We start from the raw sequence: 22,689 nt of genomic DNA, 5'->3' as shown, positions 1-22,689 counted from the left end.
AGAGGAAGGCTCGCGGATTCAATACATTCAAGGGCTATACCTCCATGATTTACCTCATTGCGGGTAAATTGGAGCTTGCTGTGCCGCGCCCGTTTTAGCAGTCATCAACAAACTTTGGAGTTGAGCCTTTCTTTTTTGTTCGCGTCAGGAATGATTAGCGTTTTCTGTGCATCCGTCAGGCGGAGCCGGCAGATCCATTTGCGAGTATTTCCTTTATACAGGATATTGATGTAAGATTCTGTATCCTTGTAAGTGATATCGTGAATGTTAGCAATTTCGGAAAGCAGGTTCTTTGCAATGAAGTAGAATTCCAGTTCCTCCTCGGTGGTCACAATGTTCGGAACGCGCTTTTCTTCTGCGTTTTCGCCAGGAACAACTTCCTCCGGGGGATCAACAGGCTTGGTGTCAGAGACCGATACGCTGCCGCCGCTGCCGCCAAGTGCGGTTTTGATCTTATCATTCATCATCTCGCTGATTTGGTCATTCAGCGCTTTTTTCAAGATTGGACGGAACTTGTCCAAAACGTTTTGTGTTTTCTGCCCGGAATAGCAGGTTTGTAGAAAGAGGCGCGTAAAGTCGTCCGTCGGGTTTTCCAACAGGTCCGCAAAGATGGCTTTGAAGGCATGCACGTACTTCAACTCCGATGCCGTGCTAAAAATCGAGTTGACATCAAATTCGGCTTTGCAGAATTTTTTCAGTTCCGGAACCTGATTACCGCGAATGTCCAAAATGTTAATCGTTAGAAATGGCGTATCGTCCATTTTGTTTTGATTGTCCAGATCCGTATAGAATCGATACATAATGCCATTTGTGAGGATGGCAAACTTCGCCGCAGTCGTCCCGAAGTAACGGAAAAGCTGGGAGTCGTGCTTGTCCAGATTTTCGGATGCCGCCTTGCACTCAACCAGAATGACGGGCTCCCCGTCTTTTACGATGGCATAGTCAACTTTCTCGCCCTTCTTGATCCCAATATCAGCGGTGTACTCAGGCACGAATTCCAGCGGATTGAATACATCGTACCCAAGCATGGCGAAAAACGGCATAATAAGGGCGGTTTTTGTGGCCTCCTCGGTTTGAACGGTTTCTCGCACGGTTTCGACTCGCTTTGTAAATTGCTTTAGCTGGTCAATAAAATCCATGGATGATCCCTCCCACTTTGTGTTCAAATCCACTTTCTCGGCAGGCAACATACACCGCGGAACAAGCCGAAAAATGTAGTTATATTTACTATACCATGACAAAAAACAACATGCAAGGCGGAGAAGGTCGAAATAGGGAAATAAAGAGGCTGCGGCAAAACGAAAACAGTTTTCGGAAGAAACCAGCAAAGCTGCCGTTTTGAAGCCGATTCCATATAACATTGAAATGGACACAACGTGTACCTGTGAGGCTTAACGGTGATGGTTCCGAGGTTTTTCCGTGCACGGAGCAGCGCATTGGGCAAAAAAAGGCCGCTCCTGTGAAGGAGCGGCCCAGAGGGTAAACGAATTTACTTTCTGCTGAAACAATCGCTGCAATAGACGGGACGATCATTGCGGGGCTGGAAGGGAACCTTGCAGGTCTTTCCGCATTCGGCGCAGACAGCGTCGTACATCTGACGCTCGCCGCTATCGCCGCGGGAATTCTGCTTGCGGTTGCCGCGGCAGGCCTTGCAGCGCTGGGGTTCATTGGTGAAGCCTTTTTCGGCATAGAATTCCTGCTCGCCGGTGGTGAAAACGAATTCCTGACCGCAGTCTTTGCACACGAGAGTTTTGTCCTGATACATGAGATACCTCTTTAAATTTAGTTCGCCACTTTTAGTGGTGATTTTATAATCATAAGCGACTTGCACCGAAAAGTCAACTACAAAATTGATTTATACCGATAAAAAAGGAAAAATATTTTTAAATGGGGCCGCCAAAAGGCGTTTGACGGGGATTTTTTGAGAAAAGACGGGGGAACTGGATATAATAAACCCATTCAGACCGCCCGAATGCGTCATGTTCAAAACCGGAGGTGCCCATGAAAAAAGATCGGCTCCAACTGAATGCGGTCCAGACTTTGGCGCTGGGCTTTGCCGGGCTGATTCTGTTGGGCGGAGGACTGCTGGCACTGCCCGTGGCTTCCCGGGGGGGAGAGCCGCTCCCTTTTTTGGATGCCCTCTTCACCGCGGCGTCCGCGTCCTGCGTCACCGGGCTTACGCTATATGATACATGGACGCGCTTCAGCCTCTTTGGACAGGCGGTGATTCTGCTTTTGATCCAGGTGGGCGGGCTGGGCTTCATGTCCATTTCCATTCTGGTTTCCACGTTGATGGGCCGGCGGATCGGGTTGCACCGGCGCTCCATCCTGATGGACGCGGTGGGTGCGCTTCAGGTGGGCGGGGTGGTGCGTCTGGTCCGCCGGGCGCTGGGACTCACTGCCGTTTGCGAGGGCCTTGGCGCGGCGGCGCTGGCTTTTTGGTTCTGTCCGAGATATGGAATGGCCCGGGGGCTTTGGATGAGTGTCTTTCACGCCATTTCCGCCTTTTGCAACGCGGGCTTTGATTTGCTGGGCACCGGCGCGTCGCTGACCACGGTGTCCGGCGCCGTGGTGCCAAACGTGGTTTTGATGCTGCTGATTATCTGCGGCGGATTGGGCTTTTTGGCATGGGACGACGTGCTGACCCACGGCATTCGGTTTCGGCGCTGGCGTCTGCACAGCAAGATCGTGCTGGTCTCCACATCGTTGCTGTTTGCGGGCGGTACGCTGGCATTTTACCTGCTGGAGCGCGACCATGCCTTTGCTGGGCGGAGCGCAGGGCAGCAGGCGCTGATGGCGGCCTTTCAATCGGTGACGCCCCGCACCGCGGGCTTCAATACCGTGGACCTGCGGGCGCTCTCGGGGGCGGGGACGCTGCTGACGGTGCTGCTCATGCTCATCGGCGCGGGGTCTGGCTCCACAGGCGGGGGCATGAAGGTGAATACGTTTGCGGTGCTGGCGCTCAGCACGCTGGCGCAGACGCGCCGGAGGGAGGATGTGAACGTATTCGGACGGCGTTTGGACGGGGAGACCATCCGCAAGGCGTATGCCTGCGCCAGCTTGTATCTCGCGGCCTGCCTGATGGGGGGCATGGTGCTGTGCATTCAGGGGATTCCGGTGGGAGACGCGCTTTTTGAAGCGGTCTCCGCGATTGGTACCGTGGGGCTGAGTCGTGGGGTGACGGCGACACTGCCGCCCCTTTCCAAAATGGTGATACTCCTCGCGATGTTTGCCGGGAGGGTGGGCAGCATGTCGGTGGCCATGGCGGTGACGCGGTACCGCCCGCCGGACCGGGTCCGAAATGTTCGGGAAAAAATTCTGATTGGTTAGGAGCGCACATTCACATGAAATCCTTTTTGGTGATTGGACTGGGCCGCTTTGGCCGACATCTGACGCAGCGGCTGATAAAGCTTGGCAACGAGGTCATGGTGATCGACCGGGACGAAGAGCGGGTCACCCGACTGGCGGCGCTGGCCACCGCCGCGTGCGTGGGCGACTGCCGGGACGAACAGGTGCTGGCGGCTTTGGGCGTGGGGAATTATGACGTTTGCTTTGTCTGCGTACGGGACGATTTCCAGTGCTCGCTGGAGGCCTCCGCCAATTTGAAGGAGCTGGGCGCGAAATACGTGGTGGCCCGGGCGGATCAGGAAAAGCAGATCAAGTTTTTGAAAAAAATCGGTGCGGACTACGTGATCCATACGGAAATGGACATGGCCTTCCGGGTGGCCATGCGCTTTTCCGCCCGCAACGCCTTTGACTATTTTGAGCTGACGCCCAAATACGCGGTGTTTGAAATGGAAACGCCTCAGGAGTGGGAGGGCCGCACCCTGCTGGAAACGGACGTGCGCCGCCGGTACAACGTGAATATTCTGGGCGTGAAGGAGGGGGACGAGATCGTCCCCCTGCTGGACCCGGCGTACCGCTTTCAGCCCGATACGCATCTAGTGATCGCCGGGGACAAGGCCGACGGCCTGCGTTTGATGAATACAATATAAGATGCCGGGACCCTTTTTTCCGGGTCCCGGCATCTCTTTATTGGATGTGTTCCTCGCAGCAGTTATCCAGTACGCGGAATCCCATTTCCCCCGGCGCGGCCACCGGAAAGGTGGCAATACTCACGGGGTCAAACAGGGGGCACAGCCGCTTTTCCGGCTCAATGCGCAAAGAGGGCCTTTTGGTGGGACGATCATTGCAAGCTTTGGGCATAGGACCACCTCCAAGGTCAGTTTGTGCCGAAAAAGGAGAAATCATGCTCCGGGCCGCTGATTGCCAAAAGCTGTCGGTTGTGGTACACTGACAAAAAAGTTTTGGAGAGTGATCCGTGTGAAGCGCTGCTTTATTTTTGCCGCCGGGACGTTTTACGGTCTGCGGGAACAGCCGAGCCTTCCCGGCGATTTTGTGATTGCCGCGGACGCGGGATACCGCGTGTGCCGGGAGACGGGTATCGTGCCGGATCTGCTACTGGGGGATTTTGACTCCATGGACCAGCCGGAGGATTTTAAAAATATTTTCCGCTGCCCGGTGGAAAAGGACGACACGGACACCATGCTGGCGGTCAAGACCGCGTTGGAGCGGGGGTGCGATACGGTGTATCTGTATGGCGGCACCGGCGGCAGGCGGCTGGACCACACGCTGGCAAATCTCCAGACGCTGCTCTTTCTTCGCCGCCGGGGCGCGCGCGGGTTTCTTTACGACAACGATTTCCTTTGGACCGTCATTGAAAACGAGTCTTTCTGCGTGGAAAAGACGGTGGACTGGGGCCTGCTGTCCGTGTTTTGCCTTGGCGACCGGGCGGAGGGCGTTGCGGAAACGGGCGTGCAGTACCCCTTGCAGGACGCGGTGCTGACGCCGGAATTCCCACTGGGCGTCAGCAATCACATTCTGGAGCCGCAGGCCCGCGTTTGCGTCAGCCGGGGCGCGCTGGCCATCGGCTGGGAGCTGGCGCCGCTATTCTCAAAATAGGATAACGGCTGGGGCAAGGCGCTGTTGCGGAGCGGGGAAAGGTATTGTATAATAAGGAAAAAGGAAAGGTTGACCTTTCTGCAAAATTGGCCCGTGGGACTGGGGCGCGGCGGCAAAGGAGGATGACACATGGCGGTATTTACTGTGAACGGTCAGTCCGTTACCGTGGAAAAAAATCAGAAGCTGCTGCGCTTTTTAAGGGACGACCTGCATTTGACCGGCGTGAAGGACGGATGCAGCGAGGGCGCCTGCGGCACCTGCACGGTTTTGATCGACGAAAAGCCTACCAAGGCCTGCGTTCCCCAGACCGACAAGCTGGAGGGGAAGAACATCCTCACGGTGGAGGGGCTGACTCCCTTTGAAAGGGAAGTGTATACATACGCCTTTGGCGCTGCCGGGGCGGTCCAGTGCGGCTTCTGCATCCCCGGCATGGTGATGTGCGCCAAGGCGCTGCTGGACCAGAACCCCAAGCCCTCCCGGGAGGAGGCGGCCTTTGCCATCCGCAACAACATCTGCCGCTGCACCGGGTATGTGAAGATCATCGACGCCATTTTGCTCTCGGCGGAGGTATTTCGCGCCGGCGCGGTGCCGCCGGGGCCGACGGACTGGTCCCTTGGCGCGCGGGTGCCCCGGATCGACGTGGAGGAGAAGGTCACGGGAGCGGGTATTTACCCGGACGATGTGTACCTGCCCGGTATGCTTTACGCCAGCGCTGTCCGCAGCGCCTATCCCCGTGCCCGGGTGCTGGCCATCCACACGGAGGAGGCCAAGGCCCTGCCCGGCGTGGCGGGGGTGTATACCGCCGCCGACGTTCCCGGGCAAAACAAGGTGGGCCACCTGAAAAAGGACTGGGACACCATGATCCCCGTGGGCGGCATTACCCATTATCTGGGGGACGCCATTTGCTTGGTGGCGGCGGAGACGCCGGAGATTCTGGCAAAGGCCAAGGAGCTGGTGCGGGTGGACTATGAGGAACTTCCCATGGTCCGCAGCCCGCGGGAAGCCATGCTGCCGGATGCTCCGCTGGTCCACCGTGACGGCAATCTGCTGGCCCACAAGCACATTCAGCGGGGGAACCCGGCGGAGGCCATCGCCAAAAGCCGCCACGTGTTGACCCAGCGCTTTTCCACCCCGTGGACGGAGCATGCGTTTTTGGAACCGGAGTGCGCCGTGGCCTATCCGGAGGGGGACGGCGTGATGATCCTCTCCACCGATCAGGGGACCTACGACACCCAGCACGAGACCATGGGGATGCTGGGGCTGCCGGCGGAGAAGGTGAAGGTGCGCAACTGCCTTGTGGGCGGCGGCTTTGGCGGCAAGGAGGATGTGACGGTCCAGCACCATGCCGCGCTCATCGCGTATCTGACGGGGCGGGCGGTAAAGGTGAAGCTCACCCGGGCGGAGAGCATCCTCATCCACCCCAAGCGCCATCCCATGGAGATGGAGTTCTCCCTGGGGTGCGATGAAAACGGCGTCATTCAAGGCGTCGCGGCGGAAGTCATCGCAGATACGGGGGCGTATGCGTCACTGGGCGGCCCGGTGCTGGAGCGGGCCTGCACCCACGCCGCCGGACCGTACCATTACCAGAATTTCGAGATCGACGGCTGGGCCTACTATACCAACAACCCGCCTGCGGGGGCCTTCCGGGGCTTCGGCGTGACCCAGACCTGCTTTTGCATCGAGAGTCTCTTGAACCAGATGGCGGACATTGTGGGCATCTCCCCGTGGGAGATCCGCTACCGCAACGCCATCCGCCCCGGCGAGGAGCTGCCCAACGGACAGATCGTGGACGGCTCCACCGGTCTTGTGGAGACGCTGGAGGCCGTGAAGCCTTATTACAAAAGCGCCAAATACGTGGGGCTGGCCTGCGCCATGAAAAATGCCGGTGTGGGCGTTGGCATCCCGGATACCGGCCGGGTCCGGCTGCGGGCGGAGGAAGGACGGCTCCATATCTATGCGGGTGCCTCCTGCATCGGGCAGGGGCTTGGCACCGTCCTGGTGCAGATGGTCTGCGACCAGACCGGCCTTTCGCCGCAGCAGGTGATCTACGAGCGGTCCAACACCTACCTCTCCCCGGATTCCGGCACCACGTCCGGCTCCCGCCAGACACTTTTTACCGGAGAAGCCTGCCGCAGAGCCTGCGAGGGACTGCGAGAGGCATTAAAGGGAAAGAACTTGTCAGATATTGACGGAAAAGAGTTTTACGGGGAGTATTTTGGGAAAACGGACCCGCTGGGGGCCGACGTGCCAAATCCCGTGAGCCACATCGCCTACGGGTATGCCACCCAGCTTTGCATTCTGGACGAGGAGGGCAAGGTTGCCCGGATCGTCGCCGCTCACGATGTGGGCAAGGCGGTGAATCCCCTCTCGGTGGAGGGGCAGATCGAAGGCGGCGTGGTGATGTCCATGGGCTACGCCCTCACGGAGCGCTATCCGCTGGAAGCGTGCAGACCCACCGCAAAATACGGTACGCTGGGCCTGCTGCGGGCCAACCAAATCCCGGAGATCACGCCCATCATCGTGGAAAAACCGGGGCTGGGCGTTGCCTGCGGCGCCATCGGCATCGGGGAGATCACCTCCATCCCCACCGCCCCTGCCATTGCCGACGCTTACTATCGCTATGACGGCATCTTCCGCACCAGCTTGCCGCTGGAAAATACGCCCTACACCCGGAAATAAAAAAAGCGGGGCATCCGCCCCGCTGAGACTGTCGAAAAAGTGCCGCAGGCACTTTTTCGAGGGGAGCTCACTTCGCTCTGCGCCTCGGTTGTTCGCCTTTGGCGGACAATTCGACGCTCGCTCCGCGCATAGTATTTTCTCCCACGCACATGTCGTGGGAGAAAATGATTCCAATTTATTTCGTTGCCCCGGCAGCGAAAGGAGTACGAGGTTTTTCGACAAGCTGAGCGGGGCATCCGCCCCGCTGCTTACAGCTTTTCCCGCAATACTTCCAGCGCCGCCGGGGTGTCCACGTCGGAAAGCTCCGTAGGGTCGTTTGTCTCTACCAAGGTGAGCGCATCCTCGTGCATCCGGATGACGGAATTTCCCCCGTGATCCTCCGTCAGCTTCAAAAGCTCCGGGAAAAAACGGGCGGGGAAGAGACAGGGGTTGCCCCGGACGCCCCCGTGGGAAAGCGCCGCGATCATCGTGGGCTGCTGCTTCCACTGCTCCACCACCGCCGCAACGCTTTGCCGCCGCAGCAGCGGCTGATCGGAGACGAGGAAGAGCACGCCGTCGCAATCCCGCAGACCAGTGAGCCCCAGCGCGATGGTGTGGCTGATGCCCTCGTCGGGGCGCTGGTTGCACACTGCCGCAAAATGGAATTGGGCGGCAAGACGCATGATCTCCGGATACTGGGTGACAACCACCACTGTTTCAAAAAGCTCCGCGGGAACGGCTTCCAGTGCCCGGAGGATGAGGCTTCGCCCGCCCACAGAGGAGGCCAGCTTGTTTTCTCCAAATCGCCGGGCGTTGCCCGCAGCCATCACGACGCATCCCAACTGCAACATGTGCTTCATCCCCTTTCTGCTTTCAGTATATCCACTTTTTCCCTGATAAGTCAATGGAGAGAAACGAGTTTCACACACATTAAAGGAGGACTGCCCCATGAGCAAAAGCGTCGGGAAAAGTGTTGCCCGGGTGGACGCCTATGAAAAGGCCACGGGACGCGCAAAATACATGGACGATCTGTGTGACCGCAGTGCTTTGGTGGTCAAAATCTGCCATGCCGCCATCGCCCACGGCTATGTCCGGTCCATCGACACCGCACAGGCGGAGACCGTGCCCGGCGTGGTGCGGGTACTGACCTGCTTCGATGTGCCCAACCTGCCGTTCCCCACCGCGGGCCATCCGTGGTCCACAGACCCTGCCCATCAGGATGTGGCGGACCGGCTGCTGCTCAACCGCCATGTCCGCTACTTTGGAGACGAGGTGGCGGTGGTCATCGCGGAGGATGAGGTGGCCGCCATGCAGGGCGTCCGGGCGCTGAAGGTTACATATGACGAGCTGCCCTTTGTGCTGGATGTCCAAAAGGCCATGGAGGACGGCGCACCGCAGATTCACGAGGAGTTCCCAAACAACATCCTCAAACACACCGATCTGCGCAAAGGGGACTATCAAAAGGCCATTTTGGAGCCGGGTCTTATCCGGGTGGAGGGCTGGTACGACACCCCCACCGTCCAGCACTGCCACATTGAAAACCACGGCTGCTTTGCCTATATGGACGCGGGCCGCATGGTGGTGGTCTCCTCCACCCAGATCCCCCATATCGTCCGCCGGGTGGTCGGTCAGGCGCTGGGACTGCCCTGGGGCAAGGTGCGGCTGATCAAGCCCTACATCGGCGGCGGCTTTGGCAATAAGCAGGATGCGCTGTACGAGCCGCTTTGCGCGTGGTGTTCCACCATGGTGGGGGGGCGGCTTGTGAAGCTGGAGTGCACCCGGGAGGAAACCTTTGTTTCTAATCGCGTGCGCCACGCCATCCGCACCCACATCATCTCCTACGTCCGACCGGACGGCACGCTGGTGGCCCGGAAATTTGAGGCATTTTCCAATCAGGGGGCCTACGCCTCCCACGGCCACGGCGTGGTGGCCAAGGGAATGGGGGCATTTCCCCAGCTCTACCCCTGCGACAATCTGGAGTGCGACTGCTGGAGCGTGTTCACCAACCGCCCCGCAGCCGGGGCCATGCGGGGCTACGGCATCCCCCAGGCTATGTTTGCAGGCGAGAGCCACATTGACGACATCTGCAAGGCCGTCGGCATGGTGCCGCTGGAATTCCGCCGGAAAAATCTGATGCCCGTCGGGTATGTGGACGGCTTTTCCAAAAACGAGCTTTACACAGATACCTTCAACCAGTGCATGGACAAGGGCATGGCGGCCATCGATTACGAGAGAAAGCTTCGGGAGTACCAAAATCAGACTGGTCCTGTCCGTAAAGGGATTGGCCTTGCCGTATTCTGGTATAACACGGCTGTATGGCCCATCTCACTGGAATCCTCCTCCTGCCGCATGGTGCTCAATCAGGACGGGTCCCTGCAATTCCAGACCGGCGAGACGGAGATCGGGCAGGGCTGCGACACCGCCTATTCCCAGATGGTGGCGGATGCCGTGGGCGTGCCGCTGAGGGACGTCCATGTGGTTTCCAGTCAGGATACGGACGTCACCCCCTTCGGCACGGGGGCCTATGCCTCCCGCCAGACCTACATCGGCGGCTTTTCCATCGCCCAGACCGCAGCCGCCCTCCGGGAGCGGATTTTGGAGATCGCCCATGAGCAGACCCGGATGCCCGTAAGCAATCTGGACCTTGCGGACGGGCAGATCGTCCGAAAATCCGACGGCAGAGTGCTCAAATCGCTGGGAGACCTCGCCACCGAGAGCCTGTACTCTCTGGAAAACAGCCAGCACATTACCGCCGAGACCACCGCCCAGATCAAATCCAACGCCTATTCCTTCGGCTGCTCCTTTGTGGAGGTGGAGGTGGACATTCCAATGTGTAAAGTGAAACTCCTGCACATGGTCAACGTTCACGACTGCGGACGGCTTATCAACCCCGCCCTGGCGGAGGCGCAGGTCCACGGCGGCATGTCCATGGCCATTGGATACGGCCTGTCCGAGGAACTGAAATTCGACGAGGAGACCGGCAGGCCGCTCAACAACAATCTGCTGGATTATAAGCTCTCCACCTTCATGGACCACCCCACGCTGGAGGTGGGCTTCGTGGAAAATCCGGAGCCGACCTCGCCCTTTGGCACAAAGGCGCTGGGGGAGCCGCCGGCCTGTTCCGGCGCGCCGGCCATCCGCAACGCCATTTTAAATGCCACCGGCGTTGCAATCGACTGCTGTCCCATCACGCCCCACGTCCTCTACCGGCAGTTCAAAGAGGCGGGGCTCATCACCGACTGAGGGAGGGAACACGATATGTATGATATGAAAGCCCTGTATCAGGCCGAGAGCGTTCAGGACGCCGTGGCCCTCCGCTTAAAGCATCCGGAGGCCCAGATCATTGCGGGGGGGTCCGACGTGCTGGTACAGATGCGCGAGGGCAAGCGCGCCGGGGCGGAGCTGATCTCCGTTTATGGTTTGGACGCCCTGCGGGGCGTTTCGCTGGAAGCGGACGGCACGCTGCGCATCGGCTCCCTCACCAGCTTTTCCCACATTACCCGGGACCCGTTGATCCAAAAGTATGTCAATGTCTTGGGAGAGGCCGTGGACCAGGTGGGCGGGCCTCAGATTCGTAACATCGGCACCATCGGCGGCAATACCTGCAACGGTGTCACCTCCGCGGACTCCGCTTCCACGCTCTTCGCCTATGACGCCACGGTGGAGCTGACCGGACAGGACGGCGTCCGCCGCGTCCCCATTCAGGAGTTTTACATCCGGGCGGGGAAGGTGGACATCCGGGCGGGCGAGCTGCAAACCGCCATCCTGATTTCCCGGGAAAGCTACGAGCATACCTTCGGACACTACATCAAATACGCCATGCGCAGCGCCATGGATATCGCCACGTTGGGCACCTCTGTCAACGTTCGACTCTCCGATGACAAAAAATATGTGGAGCGGGCGCGGGTGGCCTTCGGCGTGGCGGGACCCATCCCGCTGCGGGCGGAAACGGCAGAGAAAACGGCGGCGGGAGCGCGCCTTTCCGCGGAGCTGGCGGAAGCGTTCGGCGCGGCCGTGAGGGAGGATATCCATCCCCGGGACTCTTGGCGCGCTGCCCGGGACTTTCGGATGCACATTGCCGTGGAGAGCGCGAAGCGCGCCTTCGCGGAAGCTGTCAGACTGGCAGGGGGTGAGCTGTAATGGAAAAACACTTGACACAGTACCAGACCGTTTGCTTCAATCTGAACGGCAAAGATGTGGAGCGGACGGTGGACGTCCGGGCCAGCCTGACCGATCTGCTGCGCAATGATTTTCGCCAGACCAGCGTCAAAAAGGGCTGCGAGGTGGGGGAGTGTGGCGCCTGCAACGTTCTGATCGATGGGGAGGCCTTCAACTCCTGCATTTATCTGGCGGTCTGGGCCGAGGGGAAGAAGGTGCGGACGCTGGAGGGGCTGCTGGGACCCAACGGGGAGCTTTCCGACATTCAGCAGGCGTTTGTGGACGAGAGCGCCATCCAGTGCGGCTTCTGCTCGCCGGGCTTCATTCTGACAGCCGTGGAGATTCTGGAAAGCGGCAAAGCGTATACGGACGAGGAACTGCGAAAGCTGCTCTCCGGGCATTTATGCCGCTGCACGGGCTATGAAAACATCCTGCGCGCCGTGAAAAAGACCATGTACCGGCGGCTGGGCAGGGAACTGCCCCAGGAATAGACTGATTACGAAAAAACAGGACCCGCCGCGATGCGGCAGGTCCTGTTTTTTCAAAAGAAATCCGGCAGCGCCAGAATCGCCACCGCCAGACGCTTGGCCTGGGGGGAAAGGGTGTCCATCCGGGCGTGTTCGTTGGGAGCGTGCGGGCCTTCCCCCAAAACCCCCAGCGCGCAGGGCGCTGGGATGCCGAGAGAGGCAGTGTAGGCGCTGTGGGGACAGCCGGAGCCGGATAAGCCGTCTCCGTTGCTGCAAATAAAGCGATGAAACTGATTTTATCACATGCCGCGCCGTTTGAGGTGCCCCGTGTGCTTTCGTTTGACGGCGGGAATCGCCTGTGCTATAATAAAAACATCAAAGAGAGGGGGCAGCGCTATGAAAACCATCATTACAATCGGACGGCAGTTCGGCAGCGGCGGCAAGGAAATCGGTATCCGCGTGGCCAAGGAGCTGGGCATTCCGTTTTATGATAAGGAGCTTTTGCAGGAGGCCGCCAAGAAAAGCGGCCTGTGCGAAAAAATCTTTGAAAACTTTGATGAACGACCCAAGAGTCTGCTCTATTCCATCGCCATGGACTCGTACATGTTTGCCCTGCCCGGGACCGGCGCGGGCGATTCTCTGGAGCAGCAGGTGTATCTTGCGACCTTCAACACCATCCGCAACATCGCGGACCAGGGGCCCTGCGTCATCATCGGCCGCTGCGCGGACTATGCGCTCTCCGATAACCCCAACCACCTGAGCCTTTTCATCCACGCGCCCATGGATGTGCGCGTGCAGCGGGTGGCCAAGCGGCAAAGTCTCTCGCCAGAAAAGGCCCGTCAGCTCATTGTCAAAACGGATAAGCGCCGCGCCTCTTACTATGAGTACTACTCCTCTCAGAAGTGGGGCAATCTGGAAAGCTACGACTTCTGTCTGGATTCCAGCTATCTGGGTTTGGGCGGCACGGTGGAGCTGATCCGCGCCATGGTGGAGCATAAGGAGCATCCCATCTCCAGCCCCACGGAAGAGGACCCGACCTGCAAGGAATAAAAAAAAGACCGCTTCGGCGGTCTTTTTTTATTCCCTAACCATGGCCCGCAGCGCTTCGACTGAGTTACTCCTCCCGCACCAGAGTGCCGTCCACCAGCCGATAGGCCTCGCGGGTATGGCTTCCGTCGATCTGATACGTCTCGCTGAGCGTGTAGACCAGCTGCAAAGCGCCCTGCGGATCGTACGCGTAGTATTCCGTGAAAAATCCCCGGCTCCACGTCGTAGAGCACACGATCTGCTCCGTCTCCTGATCCGGTACGGCGTTGGGAAGGCAGAATCCGTACCGGAAGCAGGCGGCACTCTCGTCCCACAGCCAGTAATAGCGGGGAATGTTGGCCCCCGCCGGGGTCCACGCAAAGAGCGCGATGTCCGGAATGCGGTCAAAATTCATATCCTGAGCGCTCATCAGCTCGTCGATGAGCGGACAGTCCGTATACCCCTCGCCCACAGCGCCGCTGACGCCGTCGGTATCGATGGCGTCCTGCACGAGAAGGGTTTGGAGCAGATGCTCCCCGTCGTATACCCGGATCTCCCGGACGCCCCACTGGTCTGCGTCCGCCCGCTTTTTTCCGATGGCCTGACACGTGAGGGTCCTCCCGTCCGCCATGGGCGGCAGCTCCATGGTCATGAGCACGTGATCCTCTGTCTCCACCGTCGCCTCCGGCGCGGGAACGGCGCCCTGCTGGGGGGAGGCAGGCGGCGATTCGGGCGCCGGGGAAGGCGTTTCGGCTCCGCATCCCGCGCATAGCAGCGCCGTGAGAAGAAGACCGATTGCCATTTGCTTTCTCGTGCAGATTCCCTCCCGTATTTTCTTAAAAAATAAGTTTATCACATTCCGTCGGATTTGCAAACAGGGAAAAGTGTGCTACAATATTTGTATCAATTACTGCCTTGCGCGGCGGACAGGAGAAGAGAGTATGGAAAAAATCAGATTGGGCCGTACGGAGCTGTGGGTCTCCCGGACATCCTTCGGCGCGCTGCCGATCCAGCGCATCTCGAAAGAGGAGGCCGCGGGGCTGGTCCGCAGAGCCTATGACGGCGGTGTCAACTATTTCGATACCGCCAACGCCTATACCGACAGCGAGGAAAAGCTGGGCGCGGCGCTGCACGACGTGCGAAAGAACGTGGTGATCTCCACCAAGAGCGGCGGAAAAGACAAAAAGACCGTCCTTGCCCATATTGAGCAGAGCCTGCGCAGCCTCCAAACGGATTACATCGACCTGTTCCAATTCCACAACCCGGCCCAGCTGCCCGATCCGGAGGACCCGGACGGTCCCTTTGCCGCGGCGAAGGAGATGCAGCAAAAGGGCTATATCCGCCACATCGGCATCACGAACCACCGCCCGCATGTCGCAAGGGCGGCCGTTGCCTCGGGCCTTTACGAGACCCTGCAATTTCCCTTTTGCTATCTGGCCGCGGACACGGACTTTGCGATTGTGGAGTCCTGCCGTGAGGCGGATATGGGCTTTATCGCCATGAAGGGCCTCTCCGGCGGCCTTTTGAATCACGCCGAGGCGTGTTACGCCTTTATGCGCCAGTACCCCCATGTGGTGCCGATCTGGGGCGTCCAGCATGCGTGGGAGCTGGACCAGTGGCTGGAGCTTTCTGCCCGGGACCCCGGCATGACGCCGGAGGTGCGCGCCGTGATCGAAAAGGACCGGCGGGAGATGGCCGGGGACTTTTGCCGCAGCTGCGGATACTGTCTGCCCTGCACCGCGGGCATCGACATTCCCCAGGCGGCCCGCATGAGCGCGCTGCTGCGCCGGTCCCCCTACCGGCCCTATATGAGCGAGGAGTGGCACGCCAAAATGCACAAGATCGAAGAATGCGTCCACTGCGACGCGTGCAAGAGCCGCTGCCCCTATGAATTGGACACCCCGGCGCTGCTGGAAAAGATGCTCAAGGACTACGATGCGTTCTACGCGGCGCACCACAACGATTGACAAGGAGCGCCCTATATGCTGTTTAAAAACGAAGAAGCTGCGCTGAAGCTGGATGTGGTGGGCTATGCGCTGCCCGCCGACGGCGGCGATCCCGGCAGCGACGAGCGTAATTTGCTGGTGCTGCGTGCCACTTGGACCGAAGAGGACGGGAAGCTTCTCAAGGATTCCAACAGCTGCCTTTTGACCTATGAGCTCAAGGAGCTGACCGCCGGATTGAAGGTGCTGAACGCCGGTATCAGGGAAAGCTATGAAAGCTTTTTTATGCTGCCGTATTTCCTGCTGGCGGCGGACGCGGAGGGGGACGGTTTCCGCGTGAGCGTTTCCTTCTTCCTGCCAAACACCATGGACGGCGACGACACCGCCGAGGTGGATTGCAAAATGACCCCGGCGGAGATGGCGGCTTTGGTGGCGGAGCTGGATGGGCTTTGCGCCAGATTTCCGGACCGGAATTGAGGGAGGCGGCGCAATGGAGTTTGCATACTGCCGGGAGATTTTGGATTCTTGGCCCATGGGGATTTTGTTCTGCGACCTTGACCACGTGATCCGCTATATGAATCCGGCGGCGGAATACTATTACTACGTGACCCGTTCCTATCGGGACCTTGTTGGAAAGAGCGTGCTGGACTGCCACCGGCCCGAGACCCGGGAGCGGATTCTTGCGCTGGTGGAGGAGCTGAAAGCCGGCGGCGGCGAAAAGCGGATCGGCACCACGAAAATTGAGGGCTACCGCGTGTACATCACCCCCGTGCGGGACAAAGACGGAACGCTTATCGGCTATGTGGACCGATTTGAGGACGGAAAAGACGGGGAGTAAGGGACGGAAAATGAACGGCCCTCCGGTTGAGGAATCGGGATTCCCTTGATTTTTCATCAAAGTTGCAGTACCATACAAATAATTAGCAAGTTTTTCTAACCGTTTCAGAACATTTCTGACAGGAGGATATGAATATGTCTACAAAAGCCTACTATCCCAGAGCCGAAATCGGGTCGGGCAAGGTCGGGTTCTCCAAGACCCGCTCCATCATTGAGGCTCCTTTCTACGGCAACAATGTCATCAAGATCAACACCCTGAGGGAGGCCTATGAGCTGGCAAAAAACTCTCCCGGCACCGTCGTCACCGACATGCCCGTTTACCGGGGCGAAGAGTTCGGACTGGAATCGGACGCCCGAGTGCTGCTCTTTAACGACGGTTCCATCACCGGCCGTTACGCCCCTGCCCGACGCATCACCGGCAAGCCCGGCGTCAACACCGCCGCGTTGGATAAGATCGTCATGGACGCCGTGTACGACAGCCGCTGGAAAACCATGTACCATGCCGAGGTCTTTATCGGTCTGGACTCCGAGTTTATGGTAAAGGCCCATCTGCTGATTCCCGAGGGAGAGGAAAACCTGCTCTACAACTGGATGCTGAACTTCCAGTACCAGTCCGACGAGTACGTGAAAATGTACAAGAACTCCCAGCGTGTCGGCGACGGCAGGGAAGCGGACATCTACATTTTCTCCGACCCTCAGTGGACCGGCGCGCCGGGTCAGGAGGATGTGTGCGATCCCAAGTGCCTGTGCTACTTCAATACGGAGACCAACTGCGCCGCCATTCTGGGTATGCGCTACTTCGGCGAACATAAGAAGGGCACCTTGACGCTGGCCTGGGCCATTGCCAACCGCAACGGCTATGCCTCCTGCCATGGCGGTCAGAAGGAGTACACATTGGATGACGGCAGCAAGTACGTGGCAGCCGTGTTCGGCCTTTCCGGCTCCGGCAAATCCACGCTGACTCACGCCAAGCACGGCGGCAAGTATCCCGCCATCAAGGTGCTTCATGACGACGCGTTTATCATCAACTCCGAGACCTGCGCCTCCGTCGCGCTGGAGCCTACCTACTTTGATAAGACTGCGGACTACCCCGTGGATTCTCCCGACAACAAGTATCTGCTCACCGCCCAGAACTGCTCCGCCACGCTGGATGAGGACGGCAAGGTGGTCCTTGTCACCGAGGATGTGCGCAACGGCAACGGCCGGGCCATCAAGTCCAAGCTCTGGTCCCCCAACCGGGTCGACAAGATCGACTCCCCCGTCAACGCCATCTTCTGGATCATGAAGGACCCCACCATTCCGCCCATCGTGAAGCTCAAGGGCGCTTCCCTCGCCTCCGTCATGGGCGCGACGCTTGCCACCAAGCGCTCCTCCGCCGAGCGGCTAAAGCCGGGCGTGGACCCCAACGCTCTGGTGGTGGAGCCTTACGCCAACCCCTTCCGCACTTACCCGCTGGTGAACGACTACGAAAAGTTCAAGAAGCTGGTGGCGGAGAAGAACGTGGCCTGCTACATCATCAACACCGGCGACTTCATGGGCAAGAAGGTCCAGAAGGAGGATACGCTGGGGATTCTGGAATCCGTTGTGGAGGGCAAGGCCGCCTTCAAGCCCTGGGGCCCCTTCTCTGATATTGAGATCCTCGAGTGGGAAGGCTTTGTGCCCGATCTCACCGACCACGACTATGTGTCCCAGCTGAAAGCCCGGATGCAGGACCGCTTGCAGTATGTGACGAAGCTGGACACCGAGGAAGGCGGCTTCAACAAGCTGCCCGCAGACGCCGCCGAGGCCATCCGCCGCGTAGTGGACGCCGCCAACACCCTGTAATCGAAAAAATCAATCTTCTGAAAAGACGCGCAAAAGTCGGTCCTGTAAAAACGGGACCGACTTTTGCTTATTTTGCAATTCTGATATGTTTTTTTGACTCATTTAATCGTTTTACTATTTAAATTTGAAAAAAGACTTGTATTTTTTACGTAAAGTTTTATAATAATCTCTATCAAGAAAGCCGCCTTGCGGATGATCCTATACATTCTATGACAGAAGAAATCTACTTTCTAACAGGAGTTATCAGCATCATGCAGAGAAAACCGCGTATTCTTGTTGTCGGCAGCTTCGTGATGGACGTCATCGCCACCACGGAGCGCGTCCCCCATTCCGGGCAGACGGTGTATGGAAAAGCGTTTCATATGGCCCCCGGCGGAAAGGGTGCCAATCAGGCCCTGCAATGCGCCCGATTAGGCGCCGACGTCACGATGATGGGCTGCGTGGGCGACGATCTTTTCGGCAAAGCTCTGCTGGAAACGCCCCGGGCCGCCGGTGTGGACGTGAGAAACGTGCTGGTGCGGCCGGGCGTCACCTCCGGCGTGGGACATGTGACGCTGGAGGTAAGCGAGCACAGCGCACAAAACCGCATTGTGGTCATTCCCGGCGCCAACCGGACCTTGCGCGTGGAGGAGGTTTCCTGGATTCAGGAGGAGATCGCCACCTACGATATGGTCCTTTTGCAGCTGGAGGTACCGCTGGAGGTCAACCGTGCGGTGGCGCTTTGGGCCAAGAACGCCGGCGTACCGGTCATGCTGAATCCCGCCCCCGCCACCGAGCTGGATGACGAGCTTTTACGGCTTGTCACTTATTTGACCCCCAACGAGCAGGAGGCCGCCGCCGAGACCGGCCTTCCCTTGGGGATGGACGGCACCACTATCCGGCAGGAGGACCTCAACCGCATCGCCGCCGCGCTGCGGGCCAAGGGCGTGGAAAACGTCATCATCACGCTGGGCGGCAACGGCTCCGCCGTGGTGGAGGCCGATGGCATCCACTACATCCCCTGTGTCCGGATGGACCACGTGGCGGACCCCACCGCGGCGGGAGATTCCTTTGTGGGCGCGTTTTCGGTGGGCCTTACCATTGGGCTTTCTCAGGAGCAGGCCCTTTCCTTTGCCAGCCACGCCGCCGCCATTACCGTCTCCCGCATGGGGGCCATGCCCTCTCTGCCAACGCTGACGGAAGTGACCGCGCTGCTGCGGGAGCGGGACTATCGGGGCTTTGACCTCGCGCTTCTCGATCAACTGCGTGCATAAAAAAGCAGACTCGAAAGAGTCTGCTTTTTTTATGTATTTATGCCTGGGGGGTCAGTTCTCCGGTCTCCGTGTTGATGATGTAGCCGCAAATGGTCACGTCCTTTGGCATCAAGGGGTGGTTGCGCAGCAGCTCCACCGTCTCCGCAACGGAGGTCTCCACGCAGTCAAAGCCCCGGAGCCACGCCTCAAAATCGATGCCGCAGTAGCGCATCATGTCGATATGATCCTGCGAAACGCCCCGCTGGATCAGGTGACGGATCATCATGTCCGCGTTGATGTGGGAAACGCCGCAGTCCGTGTGTCCGATAACCATGACCGCCTCCACGCCAAGCTCCACAATGCCCACCAGCAGGCTCCGCACGGCGCTGTCAAACGGTCCCGTGATCATGCCGCCCGCGTTTTTGATCATCTTCACATCGCCGTTTTTGATGCCCAGCGCCGCGGGCAGCAGCTCCACAAGGCGGGTATCCATACAGGTGAGAATGGCGATTTTCTTGTCCGGATATTTACTGGTCTGAAATTTTTGAAAAGCCTCGGTCCTGACGAATTCGCGGTTATAGGCCAGCATCTCATCGAGCATATTCTGGATTCCTTTCATATTGGGTCTTGTGCATATCATACCGTATCCGTCGGAAAAACGCAAGAGCGGCGGTGGGTTGTTCCCGCCGCCAAATCATGGTATGCTGCGGGTGAGACGAGCCGGTCGTGAGACTTCTGTGTTTCGGAGACTCCAATACCCACGGCTACGGCCCCGCTCCCACGGGAAGCCCTCCCATTTTTCGGGCTGCTCCATAGGAAAACCGCCCCTTCGCGTTTGTGAAGGGGCGGTTCTCACGTTATACGCTTTTTACGACGTTCACAGTTTCCACACCGTAGTAGCGCAGCAGCTCCAAAGCCTCCGGGCCAATCTCCTCGCCGGAGACGGCAATGGGGATCGCAGGCGGGCAGGAAACGGTGGGCGCGCCGCAGATGCGGCCCAGCGCTTCCTGCGCCGCAATGGTCTCGCAGGGGGCGAAGAGCGCCTGCCGCACGGACAAGACCTGCCGTCCCTTTGCCGTCGGCAAGGCGGGCGCAGGGGTGCAAGGCGCCAAATTCTCTCCCAAAGCCTGCTCCACCCGGGTAAAATCCGCCGCCGCATTTTCCGGAGTCGCCATCAACACCAGAAAATCCCGGTCGGCGTACTCACATTCCACGCCGTGGCGCCGCAGCTGCCGGGCCAGGGCGACGCCGCTTCCGGGGGACCGCAGCGTCAGCCGCAGGGGGTCCGAAGGCTCCACCTGCCAGCGGGCCTTCCCCAGCGAATGGCGCAGTGCGTCCAGCTGGGCAACCGTCTCTAAAAGGCGCGGGGGGTACGCCTCCGAAAGAGTGCGGTTGCAGCGGTCCAGAGAGCAAAGCGTCAGGTAAGAAGGGCTGGTGGACCCAAACAGCGCCAGCGCCGCCTTTCCGTTTTCCGAAAAGCCCTGCGGCGCGCTTTTGGCAACGTGCAGGTACGCACCGCCGGTGAGGACGCTCAGCGTCTTATGGGCGGAGTCGCAGCAAAGGTCCGCTCCCAGATCCAGCGGATGGACGGCGGGGCGGAGAAAGTGCAGATAGGCCCCGTGGGCGTTGTCCACCGCCAGCACCGTGCCGTGGCGATGGCACACCGCCGAGAGCGCCGCGATATCCGCCATGCCGCCCAGATAGTCCGGACTGGTGAGATACACCGCGGCAGGGGGGGCGTCCAAGCTTTCAAGCGTTTGTTCCAGCGCTTTGGGCGACACGGGGCAGGCGCACAGGGAGCTGCTCCCCTCCGGCCACAGCCAGACGATCTCAAAATCCAGCAGGGCCGCCGCGTAGACAAAGGCCTTGTGGACGTTTCGCGCCGCCACGATCACCCTGTGGGCCTCCTTGGGGCGATTGGTCAGCGCCAGATACAGCATGGCCCGGATGCACTGGCTGGACCCCTCGGTGGAATAGAACGTCCTGCCCGCGCCGAAGAGGGCGGCGGCGTTTTCCTCGCTCCGGGCGATGATGCCGGACGCCTCATACAGCGCGTCGGCCCCAAAAATCTCTGTAATATCCAGCTTTTCGCAGCCCAAAAACGGTTTTCCCTTGTGGCCGGGCATGTGGAGCCGCGCAACATCAGAGGCGGCGTAGCGCTCCACAAAGTCCAAAATGGGCGTTTCCATCAGTTTTCGGCTTCGGCGGCCTCCGCCGCCTTCATCATGATGGCGCACTCAATGCGTTTGCGAAACAGCTCGCAGCCCGGCTCGTAAACGCCCCGGATGGAGCCGGTGGCATGATAGGCGTTGGCGGCGCAGCCGCCGGAGCAGTAGAGCTTGGCCCAGCAGTCGGCGCACGCGGGCCGGGCGTAGGCGTTGCAAGAGCGAAATTCCTCCCGCAGGGCGGCGGCGGTCACGCCGTTCCACACGTCGCCCAGCTTGTAGCGCTCCTCTCCCACAAACTGGTGGCAGGGATAGAGGTCGCCCCAGGGCGTGACAGCCATGTACTCCGTGCCGGAGCCGCACCCGGAAATGCGCTTGTAGATGCACGGTCCGCCGGTGAGGTCCAGCATATAATGGTAGAAGGTGAAGGGCTTGCCTTCCTTTTCCCGGGCAAGCATCAGCCCTGCCAGCTCCTCATACTGCTCCATCACGATCTTGCGGTCCGCCTCGGTCAAAGCGGCGGGATCGTCCGCTTTGCAGACCACCGGCTCCATGCTCAGCTCCGTAAAGCCAAGGTCCAGCATACACTGGATGTCCTTGAGGAAATCCGGATTTGCGTGGGTAAAGGTCCCCCGCATGTAATAGTTCTTTCCGCCCCGGGCTGCCACCAGCTTCTGGAATTTCGGCACGATGCGCTCCCAGCTGCCGTTTCCGGCGTAGTCCACCCGCAGACGGTCGTGGATTTCCTTGCGTCCGTCCAGCGAGAGCACCACGTTGCTCATCTCCCGGTTGGAAAAGTCGATGACGTCGTCGTCAATGAGCATTCCGTTGGTGGTGAGGGTAAAGCGGAACTTTTTGTGGTGGGGCTGCTCCTGCGTGCGGGCGTAGGCCACCAGCTGCTTGACAACGTCCCAGTTCATCAGCGGCTCGCCGCCAAAGAAGTCCACCTCCAGATTGGTCCGGGAGCCGGAGTGGGCAATGAGGAAGTCCAGCGCCTGCTTGCCCACCTCAAAGCTCATGAGGGCGCGGTCGCCGTGGTACTTCCCCTGACTTGCAAAGCAGTAGGAGCAGTTGAGGTTGCAGGTGTGGGCCACATGGAGGCACAGAGCCTTCACCACGTCGCCGGAGCGCTCTTTGAAGGTGCCCGCCATGTCCTCGAAGGTATCCTCCGTAAAAAGCTTTCCCTCTGCCTTGAGCGCTTCCACGTCCGCGATGCACCCGCGCAGGTCCGCCTCCGTCACGTCAGGGCGGGCGGCATACTTCTCCATTAAAGCCGCTGCGATCTCGTCAGGTGTGTGGTCGGGATAAAGGGCGATCACATCGTAGGCCACCTCGTCCACCACGTGGATGGCGCCGGAGCAGGTGTCCAGCACGATATGATAGCCGCCTAGCTGATACTGATGTACCATAACCGGTA

The 22,689-nt window shown here is 59.5% G+C and carries 21 protein-coding genes; 13 read left to right on the top strand and 8 right to left on the bottom strand.

Annotated features, from left to right (window positions below; translation table 11 throughout):
• Positions 1 to 104: 104 nt before the first annotated feature.
• On the bottom strand, positions 105 to 1,139 hold the full coding sequence (locus PHI30_RS07465; RefSeq protein WP_300026032.1) for a type I restriction endonuclease: 1,035 nt from the start codon (positions 1,137 to 1,139) through the stop codon (positions 105 to 107).
• Between the two features lie 350 nt (positions 1,140 to 1,489).
• Positions 1,490 to 1,765: a zinc-ribbon domain containing protein gene (locus tag PHI30_RS07460; protein WP_300026030.1), complete on the bottom strand. Its 276-nt coding sequence runs from the start codon at positions 1,763 to 1,765 to the stop codon at positions 1,490 to 1,492.
• Positions 1,766 to 2,001: 236 nt separating this feature from the next.
• On the opposite strand from PHI30_RS07460, the gene PHI30_RS07455 reads away from it, so the two are divergent.
• Together PHI30_RS07455 and PHI30_RS07450 are read left to right on the top strand one after the other, a co-directional pair.
• On the top strand, positions 2,002 to 3,330 hold the full coding sequence (locus tag PHI30_RS07455; RefSeq protein ID WP_300026027.1) for a TrkH family potassium uptake protein: 1,329 nt from the start codon (positions 2,002 to 2,004) through the stop codon (positions 3,328 to 3,330).
• Between the two features lie 14 nt (positions 3,331 to 3,344).
• On the top strand, positions 3,345 to 3,995 hold the full coding sequence (locus PHI30_RS07450; protein WP_300026025.1) for a TrkA family potassium uptake protein: 651 nt from the start codon (positions 3,345 to 3,347) through the stop codon (positions 3,993 to 3,995).
• A gap of 37 nt (positions 3,996 to 4,032) precedes the next feature.
• Here the strand turns inward: PHI30_RS07450 and PHI30_RS07445 are convergent, their stop codons facing one another.
• On the bottom strand, positions 4,033 to 4,206 hold the full coding sequence (locus tag PHI30_RS07445; RefSeq protein WP_300026023.1) for a hypothetical protein: 174 nt from the start codon (positions 4,204 to 4,206) through the stop codon (positions 4,033 to 4,035).
• 117 nt (positions 4,207 to 4,323) lie between these two features.
• Between PHI30_RS07445 and PHI30_RS07440 the strand changes: the two genes are divergently transcribed.
• Together PHI30_RS07440 and xdh are read left to right on the top strand one after the other, a co-directional pair.
• Positions 4,324 to 4,962, top strand: a complete 639-nt coding sequence (locus tag PHI30_RS07440; protein WP_300026021.1) for a thiamine diphosphokinase — start codon at positions 4,324 to 4,326, stop codon at positions 4,960 to 4,962.
• 129 nt (positions 4,963 to 5,091) lie between these two features.
• Positions 5,092 to 7,641, top strand: a complete 2,550-nt coding sequence (gene xdh / locus PHI30_RS07435) for a selenium-dependent xanthine dehydrogenase (protein WP_300026018.1) — start codon at positions 5,092 to 5,094, stop codon at positions 7,639 to 7,641.
• A 248-nt stretch (positions 7,642 to 7,889) separates the two neighbouring features.
• Here the strand turns inward: xdh and PHI30_RS07430 are convergent, their stop codons facing one another.
• Positions 7,890 to 8,471 (bottom strand): nucleotidyltransferase family protein, encoded by a 582-nt coding sequence (locus tag PHI30_RS07430; protein WP_300026015.1) that lies wholly within the window; start codon positions 8,469 to 8,471, stop codon positions 7,890 to 7,892.
• Between the two features lie 97 nt (positions 8,472 to 8,568).
• On the opposite strand from PHI30_RS07430, the gene xdhA reads away from it, so the two are divergent.
• The 4 genes from xdhA to PHI30_RS07410 all read left to right on the top strand — a co-directional run bounded on the left by xdhA (position 8,569) and on the right by PHI30_RS07410 (position 13,295).
• Positions 8,569 to 10,863 (top strand): xanthine dehydrogenase subunit XdhA, encoded by a 2,295-nt coding sequence (xdhA, locus tag PHI30_RS07425; RefSeq protein ID WP_300026012.1) that lies wholly within the window; start codon positions 8,569 to 8,571, stop codon positions 10,861 to 10,863.
• Between the two features lie 15 nt (positions 10,864 to 10,878).
• A complete protein-coding gene (gene xdhB, locus PHI30_RS07420) occupies positions 10,879 to 11,760 on the top strand; it encodes a xanthine dehydrogenase subunit XdhB (RefSeq protein WP_300026009.1) in 882 nt (293 codons plus the stop codon).
• Positions 11,760 to 12,269: a xanthine dehydrogenase subunit XdhC gene (xdhC, locus tag PHI30_RS07415; protein ID WP_300026005.1), complete on the top strand. Its 510-nt coding sequence runs from the start codon at positions 11,760 to 11,762 to the stop codon at positions 12,267 to 12,269. The genes xdhB and xdhC overlap by 1 nt, the downstream gene beginning before the upstream one ends.
• Before the next feature lie 372 nt (positions 12,270 to 12,641).
• Entirely contained in the window at positions 12,642 to 13,295 is a 654-nt protein-coding gene (locus tag PHI30_RS07410) for an AAA family ATPase (protein WP_300026003.1), read from the top strand.
• A gap of 64 nt (positions 13,296 to 13,359) precedes the next feature.
• On the opposite strand, the gene PHI30_RS07405 is transcribed toward PHI30_RS07410, so the two are convergent.
• On the bottom strand, positions 13,360 to 14,073 hold the full coding sequence (locus PHI30_RS07405) for a hypothetical protein (protein WP_300026000.1): 714 nt from the start codon (positions 14,071 to 14,073) through the stop codon (positions 13,360 to 13,362).
• A 139-nt stretch (positions 14,074 to 14,212) separates the two neighbouring features.
• Here PHI30_RS07405 and PHI30_RS07400 point away from each other — a divergent pair, with 139 nt between their 5' ends.
• From PHI30_RS07400 to rbsK, 5 genes are all read left to right on the top strand, one after another.
• Positions 14,213 to 15,238 carry an aldo/keto reductase gene (locus PHI30_RS07400; RefSeq protein ID WP_300025997.1) on the top strand — a complete coding sequence of 342 codons (1,026 nt, stop codon included), beginning with the start codon at positions 14,213 to 14,215 and terminating at the stop codon, positions 15,236 to 15,238.
• A 15-nt stretch (positions 15,239 to 15,253) separates the two neighbouring features.
• Positions 15,254 to 15,691 carry a hypothetical protein gene (locus PHI30_RS07395; protein ID WP_300025994.1) on the top strand — a complete coding sequence of 146 codons (438 nt, stop codon included), beginning with the start codon at positions 15,254 to 15,256 and terminating at the stop codon, positions 15,689 to 15,691.
• A gap of 13 nt (positions 15,692 to 15,704) precedes the next feature.
• Positions 15,705 to 16,052, top strand: a complete 348-nt coding sequence (locus PHI30_RS07390; RefSeq protein WP_300025991.1) for a PAS domain-containing protein — start codon at positions 15,705 to 15,707, stop codon at positions 16,050 to 16,052.
• Positions 16,053 to 16,186: 134 nt separating this feature from the next.
• A complete protein-coding gene (locus tag PHI30_RS07385; protein ID WP_300025988.1) occupies positions 16,187 to 17,875 on the top strand; it encodes a phosphoenolpyruvate carboxykinase (ATP) in 1,689 nt (562 codons plus the stop codon).
• Positions 17,876 to 18,126: 251 nt separating this feature from the next.
• Positions 18,127 to 19,128, top strand: coding sequence for a ribokinase (gene rbsK, locus PHI30_RS07380; RefSeq protein WP_300025985.1), 1,002 nt, complete (start codon positions 18,127 to 18,129; stop codon positions 19,126 to 19,128).
• Between the two features lie 37 nt (positions 19,129 to 19,165).
• Here the strand turns inward: rbsK and PHI30_RS07375 are convergent, their stop codons facing one another.
• The 3 genes from PHI30_RS07375 to scfB form a co-directional block, all read right to left on the bottom strand.
• Positions 19,166 to 19,708: a carbonic anhydrase gene (locus PHI30_RS07375; protein ID WP_300025982.1), complete on the bottom strand. Its 543-nt coding sequence runs from the start codon at positions 19,706 to 19,708 to the stop codon at positions 19,166 to 19,168.
• Between the two features lie 256 nt (positions 19,709 to 19,964).
• Positions 19,965 to 21,296, bottom strand: a complete 1,332-nt coding sequence (locus tag PHI30_RS07370; protein WP_300025979.1) for a PLP-dependent transferase — start codon at positions 21,294 to 21,296, stop codon at positions 19,965 to 19,967.
• Positions 21,296 to 22,681 carry a thioether cross-link-forming SCIFF peptide maturase gene (gene scfB / locus PHI30_RS07365; protein ID WP_300025977.1) on the bottom strand — a complete coding sequence of 462 codons (1,386 nt, stop codon included), beginning with the start codon at positions 22,679 to 22,681 and terminating at the stop codon, positions 21,296 to 21,298. Before scfB ends, PHI30_RS07370 begins: the two co-directional genes overlap by 1 nt.
• Between the last annotated feature and the right edge of the window lie 8 nt (positions 22,682 to 22,689).

It is taken from the genome of Oscillibacter sp., from assembly GCF_028693505.1.
Taxonomy (GTDB): domain Bacteria; phylum Bacillota; class Clostridia; order Oscillospirales; family Oscillospiraceae; genus Oscillibacter.
This window is presented reverse-complemented; position numbering and strand designations above follow the sequence as displayed.